This is a genomic window from Calditerricola satsumensis, assembly GCF_014646935.1.
GTDB lineage: Bacteria > Bacillota > Bacilli > Calditerricolales > Calditerricolaceae > Calditerricola > Calditerricola satsumensis.
Genome location: NZ_BMOF01000005.1, coordinates 64,250 through 74,006, shown reverse-complemented (window position 1 = coordinate 74,006; position 9,757 = coordinate 64,250). Strand labels below are relative to the sequence as shown.

General features: G+C 61.8%; 5 protein-coding genes and 1 riboswitch. All 5 genes read left to right on the top strand.

What is annotated here, in order from left to right:
- The first annotated feature begins 164 nt into the window (after nt 1-164).
- The 5 genes from IEX61_RS02655 to IEX61_RS02635 all read left to right on the top strand — a co-directional run bounded on the left by IEX61_RS02655 (nt 165) and on the right by IEX61_RS02635 (nt 9,671).
- On the top strand, nt 165-2,330 hold the full coding sequence (locus IEX61_RS02655; protein ID WP_054670572.1) for a type I restriction-modification system subunit M: 2,166 nt from the start codon (nt 165-167) through the stop codon (nt 2,328-2,330).
- Between the two features lie 5 nt (nt 2,331-2,335).
- Complete coding sequence (locus IEX61_RS02650; protein WP_229725618.1) at nt 2,336-3,697, top strand: restriction endonuclease subunit S; 1,362 nt, start codon at nt 2,336-2,338, stop codon at nt 3,695-3,697.
- A gap of 80 nt (nt 3,698-3,777) precedes the next feature.
- Nucleotides 3,778-7,311 (top strand): type I restriction endonuclease, encoded by a 3,534-nt coding sequence (locus IEX61_RS02645; RefSeq protein WP_188816706.1) that lies wholly within the window; start codon nt 3,778-3,780, stop codon nt 7,309-7,311.
- 151 nt (nt 7,312-7,462) lie between these two features.
- Nucleotides 7,463-7,595, top strand: a riboswitch (FMN riboswitch).
- 284 nt (nt 7,596-7,879) lie between these two features.
- Nucleotides 7,880-9,013 carry a bifunctional diaminohydroxyphosphoribosylaminopyrimidine deaminase/5-amino-6-(5-phosphoribosylamino)uracil reductase RibD gene (gene ribD / locus IEX61_RS02640; protein ID WP_188816710.1) on the top strand — a complete coding sequence of 378 codons (1,134 nt, stop codon included), beginning with the start codon at nt 7,880-7,882 and terminating at the stop codon, nt 9,011-9,013.
- Nucleotides 8,994-9,671 carry a riboflavin synthase gene (locus IEX61_RS02635; protein WP_054670536.1) on the top strand — a complete coding sequence of 226 codons (678 nt, stop codon included), beginning with the start codon at nt 8,994-8,996 and terminating at the stop codon, nt 9,669-9,671. Before ribD ends, IEX61_RS02635 begins: the two co-directional genes overlap by 20 nt.
- The last annotated feature ends 86 nt before the right edge of the window (nt 9,672-9,757 follow it).

Below are 9,757 nucleotides of genomic sequence, written 5' to 3'. Positions count from 1 at the left end.
AAATGGCTCTCTGACTTTTTTCAGAGAGTCCTTTTTACACAAGAATACGGACTCAACTCTGGGGTTTCTTGATTCTTGCTCTTTACAGATCTACTTTGTGTCGGAATAAACTCGAACTTTGAATAGGCGTTAACCACAACAATTTATAGCGAGGAGTATGGCGTATGAACCACAGCGAGATTGTAAGCTTTCTCTGGGGAATCGCCGACCTGATCCGCGACACCTTCAAACGCGGCAAGTACCAGGACGTGATCCTGCCCTTTACGGTTCTGCGGCGTCTGGACTGCGTTCTGGCGCCTACAAAGGAGAAAGTCTTGGAGGAGTACGCGCGCTACCAGGGCAAGTTGGAGAACCTCGATCCCCTTTTGCGCCGGGCTTCCGGCTTGTCCTTCTACAACACCTCTCCCTATGACTTCGAGAAACTGCTGGCCGATCCGCCGAACCTGGCCGCCAACCTGCGCAACTATATCGCCGGCTTCAGCCCCAACATGCGCGAGGTGCTGGAACGCTTCGACTTCGACAACACGATCAGTAAGCTGGACGAGGCGGGGCTGCTCTTTAAGGTTATGGAGCGCTTCAAGAGGGTCGACCTGCATCCCGATAAGGTCGACAACCATACCATGGGCACGATCTTTGAGGAGCTGATCCGCCGCTTCAACGAAGCGTTGAATGAAAACCCCGGTGAGCACTTCACCCCGCGCGACGTGGTGCACCTCATGGTTGAGCTGATGTTGGCCGGCGACGAGGGCCGCCTTCGTGGGCCAGGCGTGGTGCGTACGGTCTATGATCCCTGCTGTGGCACGGGCGGCATGCTGACTATCGCCAAGGAGCACATCACAAAGGGGTGGCGAAGGAACGGGGAGATGATCCGCCCGGCCATCAACCCCGAGGCGGAGATCCACCTGTTCGGGCAGGAGGTCAATCCGGAGACCTGGGCGATCTGCCGTTCGGATCTGTTTATCAAGGATCCCAAAGGCCGGGATGCCAACAACATCGCCTTCGGCAGTGTCTTGTCGAACGACGGCCACGCGGGCCGCACCTTCGACTACATGATCGCCAACCCGCCCTACGGGAAGGACTGGAAGCGCGACGAGGAGGCCGTACGGGCCGAACACGAGCGCGGCGAGGCCGGCCGCTTCGGTCCGGGATTGCCGCGGATTAGCGACGGGCAGCTCCTCTTTCTCTTGCACATGCTGGCCCATATGAAACCGCCGGAGGAGGGCGGTTCGCGCATTGCCATCATCATGAACGGCTCGCCGCTGTTCAATGGCGACGCCGGCAGCGGCGAGAGCGAGATTCGCCGGTACATCCTGGAGCGAGACCTGCTTGAGGCCATCGTGGCGCTGCCGGAACAGCTTTTCTACAACACCGGCATCGCCACGTACGTTTGGGTGCTGACCAACCGCAAGGCGCCGGAACGCCGCGGCATGGTGCAACTGATTGACGCAACGCACTTCTGGGTGCCGATGCGGAAGAGCCTGGGCGACAAGCGCCGGGAGATCCCGCCGGAGATGGCCGAGGACATTGTCCAGATTCTCCGCGACTTTCGGGACGGCGATACTCGGCGCATTCTGCAGGACGGCAAAGAAGAGGAAGTCGTGGTGAGCCGCATCTTTCCCGTCTCGCACTTCGGTTACCGCAAGATCACGGTGGAGCGTCCGCTGCGCCTGAATTTCCAGGCCAGCCCGGAACGCATCGCCCGTCTCGAGGAGGAGCGGGCGTTCCAGAACCTTGCGAAGTCCAAAAAGAAGGGACCGGCCGCGGAACGGGAGATTGCCGAAGGACGGGCACAACAGGAAGCCATCCGGCGCTTCTTGGCCAGCTTGCCCCAGACGCTGTACAAGGACCGTGAGGAATTCGAGCGCCTGCTTGAACAAGAGTCCCGGAAGGCAGGGCTGAAGCTCACAGCGCCCCTGAGGAAGGCCATCCTTTCCGCACTGTCCGAGCGGGACGAAACGGCCGCCATCTGCCGTGACAAGAACGGCCAGCCCGAGCCGGACCCCGAGCTTCGGGATACGGAGAACGTGCCCCTTCCCGATGGAGACGACCCGACCGATACCGAGGGCGTGCCGGCCAGCGTGCGGGCCTACTTCGAGCGCGAGGTTAAACCGTACGTTCCCGACGCGTGGATTGACACCCGCAAGCGCGACCCGCGGGACGGGAAGGTCGGCATTGTGGGCTATGAAATCAACTTTAATCGCTACTTTTACCGCTACACCCCACCGCGGCCGTTGGAAGAAATCGAGATTGAAATACGAGCAATCGAACGGGATATCATGCGCTTACTCGCAGAGATCACGAGCGGCACGTGGGAGGAGAACGCTCGGTGAGGATTATGGGTCAAACTATTTCCGTTAGACGCCATAAAAAATATCAGGAATACAAAGATTCTGGTGTGGGATGGCTGGGACAGATTCCGGCTCATTGGGAGTTGCGAAGGCTAAGGCATCTTGCATTGATTAACCCCTCGCCAACGGTTGCTAGAACACTCTCAACTCTCTCACCATCCTTGGATGTCAGTTTTATACCTATGGATGCTGTTGGAGAGTGGGGTGGTCTTAATCTCGAGTTAACAAAGCCATTGGAAGATGCATTGGTGTCCGGCTATACGTATTTTTGTAACGGTGATGTCCTTGTCGCCAAGATCACTCCGTGCTTTGAGAACGGCAAGGGAGCACTCGCTGTTGACTTGGTTAACGGTATAGGTTTTGGGTCGACAGAGCTCCATGTAATCCGTCCAGGTTCCCAACTTCACCCAGCCTTCCTTACCTATCTTACTTTCTCTAAACCGTTTCGCGTGCTTGGCCAACTGGAAATGAAGGGTGCTGCCGGCCAACAACGCGTGCCTGAGGACTTCATCAAGGATTTTGTAGTTCCATTGCCTCCACTCTCTGAACAACAGGCTATTGCGGCTTTCCTCGACCGCGAGACAGCCAAGATCGATGCCCTTGTAGCGAAGAAGGAGCGATTAATTGAGCTCTTGCAGGAGAAGCGCAATGCACTCATCTCCCAAGCGGTGACGAAGGGGCTAGACCTAAACGTTCCCATGAAGGATTCCGGCGTGGATTGGCTGGGAGAGGTTCCGGCGCATTGGGATATCGTTCCTCTCTTCACCGTCGCGCGGGAACGTAACGTACCAAACATCGGATGCCAAGAAATGAACGTTTTGTCACTTAGTTATGGACGTATTGTTCGGCGGGACATTTCGGAAAACTTCGGTCTCTTGCCGGAGTCTTTCGAGACTTATCAAATCGTGGATACAGGAAATATAGTCCTTCGGCTAACTGATCTGCAGAATGATAAGAGAAGCTTGCGAGTGGGGCTTGTTCAGGAGCGAGGCATCATCACATCGGCCTACGTCACGCTTGAAGTCATTACACGCGTTTCTCCGAAATTCCTTTTCTTTCTACTTCATGCATACGACGTTTCCAAAGTCTTTTATAATATGGGTGCCGGTGTCCGTCAGACCTTAAAATACGATGATCTAAAACGCTTGCCCGTTTTGATTCCATCACAGGAAGAGCAACAGGCCATTGCCGCTTTCCTCGACCGCGAGACGGCCAAGATTGACGCCCTCATCTCCAAGATCCGTGAGGGCATCGAGCGGCTGAAGGAGTATCGCACAGCTCTGATCTCCGCCGCCGTGACGGGCAAGATCGACGTGCGGCACGAGGTCGACCCGAGCTGTTATGATTAAGCAAAGCGTTGGCCGACCATCGGTTAAACCCGGGATGACATCGCACCTAAGCGAAAGCTGAAAAGGGGGACTGAGCGGCCATGACCCCAGACATCTCCGAGCGCAGCTTCGAGGAGGCAATCGAGGCCGCCCTGCTGGGGCACGGCTCGAGCGATAGCCTTATGCGGGAGGCCCCCGCATCCTACGGCGTGGCCTATCCGGGCGGATACCACCGCCGCCGACCTGAGGACTACGACCGTACCCTTTGCCTGATCCCGCGTGACGTGCTGGATTTCATCGTTGCCACGCAGCCCAAGGAATGGGCCCGGCTGAAACAGCACTACGGGTCAGCAGTGGAAGAGAAGTTCCTTAAGCGGCTTGCTTCCGAGATCGAGCGCCGCGGGACGCTGGACGTGCTCCGCCATGGCATCAAGGACATGGGCAGCAAGTTCCGGCTCGCCTACTTTCGCCCCGCCAGTGGGCTCAACGAGGAGACGCGGCGCCTCTACGAGGCCAACATTTTTTCCGTCGTCCGCCAGCTCCGTTACAGCACGCGTAATGAAAAAAGCCTCGATCTCGTGCTCTTCCTCAACGGCCTCCCGATCTTCACCGCCGAGCTCAAGAACCCCCTCACCGGCCAGACGGTGGAGGACGCGATGCGGCAGTACAGGCAGGACCGCGATCCGCGCGAGCCGCTCTTTTCCTACGGCCGCTGCCTTGCCCACTTCGCTGTGGATCCCGAGCTGGTCTACGTGACGACCCACCTGCAGGGCGCGAAAACCCGTTTCCTCCCCTTCAACCAGGGCCGTTTCGGGGGTGCAGGCAACCCGCCGGTGCCGCCGACGCAGCCGGGCTACGCCACGAGCTACCTCTGGGAGGAGACGTGGGCGCCCGACAGCGTGCTTGACCTCATCCGCAACTTCATCCACGAGGTGGAGGAAGAAGACGAGAACGGCCGCAAGACCGGCCGGCGCTTCCTGATCTTCCCCCGCTACCACCAGCTTGACTGCGTGCGCAAGCTCATCGCCCACGCCCGCGAACACGGCCCGGGGCAGTCCTACCTCATCCAGCACTCGGCCGGCAGCGGCAAGACGTACACCATCGCCTGGCTGGCGCACCAGCTGGCGACCCTACACGACGCCAATGACCGGCGCATTTTCGACTCCGTCATCGTCATCACCGACCGGAAGGTGCTCGACCGCCAGCTGCAGCGCGCAATGCGCCAGTTCGAACAAACGCTGGGGGTGGTCGAGAACATCGACACCACCTCGCGTCAGCTCAAGGAGGCGCTGGAGGTTGGAAAAACAATCATCGTCACCACGCTGCAAAAGTTTCCTGTGATCGTGAACCAGATCAGCGAGCTTCCGGCCAGGCGCTTTGCCGTCATCATCGACGAGGCCCGTTCTTCGCAGACAGGCGAGAATGCGCGCAGCCTGCGGGCTGTCCTGGCCGCCGGCTCGTTGGAGGAGGCGGAACGGGAGGAGGCTGATACCGACACGCCCCAGGAGGCCTTTGAGAAGACGATCCACCGGGAGATCGAACGGAGAGGCCGGCTGCCGAATGTTTCGATGTTCGCCTTCACGGCCACACCCAAGCCGAAGACGCTCGAGATGTTTGGCACCCGCCGCCCGGACGGAAAGTACGAACCCTTCCACCGCTACACCATGCGCCAGGCGATTGAGGAAGGGTTTATCATGGATGTGCTGGCCAACTACACGACTTATAAAGCCTATTGGCGGCTCCTCAAGACCATCGAGGACGACCCGCGCTACGACAAGCGCAAGACGCAGCACCTGCTCAAGACCTTCGTGGAGCTCCACCCCCACGCCATAAACGAGAAAGTGAAGATCATGGTCGAGCACTTCGCCACCCAGGTGCAGCACGAGATCGGGGGCAAGGCCAAGGCCATGGTCGTCACCCGGTCGCGCCTACATGCTGTACGCTACAAGTTGGCCTTTGACCGGTATCTGGACGAACAGGGGTATCCGTTCAAGGCATTGGTGGCCTTTTCAGGGACCGTTCAGGACGGCGGACGGACCTATACCGAGTCCGATATGAACGGCTTTCCGGAAAGCCAAACGGCCAAGATGTTCGAGCGCCCCGAATACCGGTTCCTGATTGTGGCCGACAAGTTCCAGACGGGCTTTGACCAGCCGCTCCTGCACACGATGTACGTGGACAAGAAGCTCGGCGGCGTCAACGCCGTGCAGACGCTCTCGCGGCTCAACCGCACCCACCCGGAGAAGCGCAGCACCATGGTGCTCGACTTCGTCAACGAGGCGGACGAGATCAAGGCGGCTTTCGAGCCCTACTATGAGGTCACCCTGCTCTCCGAGGGCACCGATCCCAATCTGCTCTACGAGATCCAGTCGCGTCTGACGGCCTTTGCGGTGTTTACCGACGCGGACGTTGACGCCTTCGCCAAGGTATACTTCGACAAGAAGGCGACGATGGACAAGCTGTATGCGGTTCTGGCTCCGGTGGAGGAGCGCTTCAGGGAGTTGCCGAAGGAAGAGCAGCACGATTTCCGCGGTCAGCTCACGGATTTCATCCGGCTCTATGCGTTCCTGTCGCAGATCATACCCTTCGCCGATCCCGATCTGGAGAAACTCTATGTTTTTGCGCGTTACCTGCTCCGCAAGCTCCAAATCGATCGGGATACGTTGCCTTGGGATGTGCAGCAGTACATCGACATGGAATCCTACCGGATCCAGAAAACGAGCAGCGGCCGTATTACGCTGGAGCGCAAGGCCGGAGCACTTGAGCCCCAGCGCACGAAGGGCCGTCATGCACCAGCGCCGGAGGAGCTCGAGCCGCTCTCGCGGATCATCGCGGAACTGAATGAGCGGTTTGGGATCAATCTCGGTCCGGAACATCGTGTTACGCTGGATCAGGTCATGGCCAAGCTCGATGCCGATCCGGCGCTTGACGCGAGTGTCCGGGTGAACACCCGCGAGAACGCCCGCCTGACCTTCGATCACAAGGTCGAACAAGTGCTCCAGGAGATTGTAGACCTCAATTTCGAGCTCTACAAACGCATCACCGACGACCCGGCCTTCGGTGAGGCCATAAAGAACATGCTCTTTGACCACTATGTGCGGGCGCACCGGCAGGCCGATGAGCTGCTCAAGCGGCCGCCGTCAAAGACTCTCGCCTTTCTTCCTGCCCTGTTCACGGATGAACCTATGGACGGTGCAGACACCTTTTCCGTTGGCACGGATGTGCTGGCGACCATTGCCGCCTTCCTCAATACCGAGGGCGGAGACCTGCTTCTTGGCGTCGCCGCTGACGGCACACCGGTCGGCATCGAGCAGGAGGACGGCTACGTCGACGAGGACGACTACTTACAGCGCTTGGTCCACGCGGTGAGGAAAGGACTGGGCGAGCAGGCAGCCGCCTGTGTGGACGCGAGGATTCAGATGGTACGCGGCAAAATGGTGTGCCTGGTGAGTTGCCGGCGCAGCTCCACACCGGTGTTCGTGCAATCGGGCAGTGAGGCAAGTGCCCGCGGTGACTTCTACGTACGGCAAGGATCCGAGACCGTGCGGCTTTCTGCCGAGGACGCCGAGGCGTACATCCGATCCCGGTTTCCCCAATCTGCGGCCGATCGCGCATCCGGATCGCTGGGGGAATGACAGCCGGTCTAGCTTTTCGTGGACGCGAGCGGGTGGAGCGCTCGCCTCGTGATTGCGCGGCATGGACAGAGCCCGCGCGGTGCGGTATACTACGAGATAAAGTGGCCCGCCGCGCCGGGCCGGCGTGAAAACCGCATACCGTACGCGACCACCGTTCCTTCGGGGCCGGGTGGAAGTCCCGACCGGCGGTGATGGCCCAGCGCCTCAGCCCGCGAGCCGCGCAAGCGGTTGATCCGGTGCGAATCCGGAGCCGACAGTGACAGTCTGGATGGGAGAAGGAATGGAAGGGAGCGGCATGCCCCATACGCCCTCTCGCTGAAAAGGGCGCAGGCCGGTTTTTTGTCTCCAATAGGCCGGCCGGGGCTTCGTTGCCCATCCTGTCCCGTTTTGTGACGAATTGCACAAATCGAGACCCATGGCCGCCGCGAAGGAACGCGGCGGCTTTTTTTGTCGCTACGGTAGGGCCATCTTTCGCGATGGCAGTAATCCGGAAGCCGGCGCCAAACCTGTACAAAGGAGGGACGGCGGCGTGAACGACGATTCCCTGCGCCCCGCCGACGAGCGGTACATGCGCATCGCCCTAGAGCTGGCGAAAGGCGCGGTGGGGCAGACGTCGCCCAACCCCGCGGTGGGCTGCGTCCTCGTCCGCGACGGGCGTATCGTCGGGCTGGGGGCCCACCTGAAGGCCGGCGAGCCCCACGCCGAGGTGCACGCCCTGCGCATGGCCGGCGATGCGGCGCGAGGAGCGACGGCCTATGTCACCCTGGAGCCGTGCAGCCACCATGGCCGCACGCCGCCCTGCGCCGATGCGCTCATCGCCGCCGGGGTGCGCCGCGTCGTGGTGGGCACGGTGGATCCCAACCCCCTTGTGGCCGGCCGGGGCATCGCCCGGCTGCGTGAGGCGGGCATCGACGTGACCGTCGGCGTGCTGGAGGCGGCGTGCCGGCGGCTCAACGAGACGTTCAACAAGTACATCATCCACCGCGTGCCCTTCGTCACGGTGAAGACGGCCAGCACCCTCGACGGGAAGATCGCCACGCGAACCGGGCACAGCCGGTGGATCACTTCGCCCGCGGCGCGCCGGTACGTCCACGAACTGCGCCGCCGGAGCGACGCCGTGCTCGTCGGCGTGGGCACGGTCATCGCCGACGATCCCCAGCTCACCGTGCGCCTGCCGGAAGGGGGCGAGAATCCGGTGCGCGTCGTCCTCGACTCGCGCCTGCGCCTGCCCCTCACCGCCCGCGTGCTCACCGACGGCGAGGCGCCCACGTGGGTGGTGACCACGGCGCGGGCGCCGGCGGAGCGCAGGCGGGCCATCGCCGAGCGGGGCGCCGAGGTGCTGGTGGCCGGCGACGGCGAGCGGGTGAGCATCCCGGCGCTGCTTTCCCTTCTCGGCGCGCGCGGCATCGCCTCGCTCCTTGTCGAGGGCGGTGGCGAGGTGAACGCGTCGTTCTTTGCCGCCCGGGCGGTGGACAAGGTGGTCGCATTTATCGCCCCGAAGATCGTCGGCGGGCGGGAGGCGCCGACGCCGGTCGGCGGGGAGGGGGCGGCCGTGATGGACGAGGCCGTTTCCTTGCGCGACGTCGAGGTGACGACGATCGGTCCCGACGTCGTGATCACCGGCTATCCCGTGTGGGAGAAAGCCGAGAAGACGCAGGAAGGCGCAGCAGGGAGGGAGCGCCATGTTCACCGGGATCATTGAAGAAGTGGGCCGCGTGCGGCGCCTTTCGCCGGTGGGGCCGACGTCGATGGTGCTGGAAGTGGAAGCCCGCAGCGTGCTCGAGGACGCCCGTGTCGGCGACAGCATTGCCGTGAACGGGGTCTGCCTCACCGTGACGGCCCTCGGCGCGGGGACGTTCACGGCCGACGTGATGCCGGAGACGGTGAAGAAAACGAGCCTGGCCCGGCTGAAACCCGGCGCGCTGGTCAACCTGGAGCGGGCCATGGCCGCCGGCGCGCGCTTTGGGGGGCACATCGTCACCGGGCACGTCGACGGGGTGGGCGTGATCCGCTCCCGCACGCCGCGGGAGAACGCCGTCGTCTTTGCCATCGACGTGCCCGACGACCTGCGGCGCTACCTCATTCCCAAGGGGTCGGTGGCCGTGGACGGCATCAGCCTGACGGTGGTCGACGTGACCGAAACGGGATTTACCGTGTCGATCATCCCGCACACGCTGGCCAACACCGTCCTCCGCCACCTGGGGCCGGGCGACCTCGTTAACATCGAGTGCGACGTGATCGCGAAGTACGTGGAGCGGTTTGTGCAACGCGCCATGGGCGTCGCGCCGGCCGGCGGGGAAGGCGCGGACCGTTCCGCCGGGTTGACGCTGGCCAAGCTGACGGAAAACGGCTTCGCGTAAGTTGCCGGGCAACCGGCAGGATGAGGCAGACGGGCAGGCCCCACAAGGCCGTAGCCTTGCGTGTGGCGTGCGCCTGCGGTGGACGG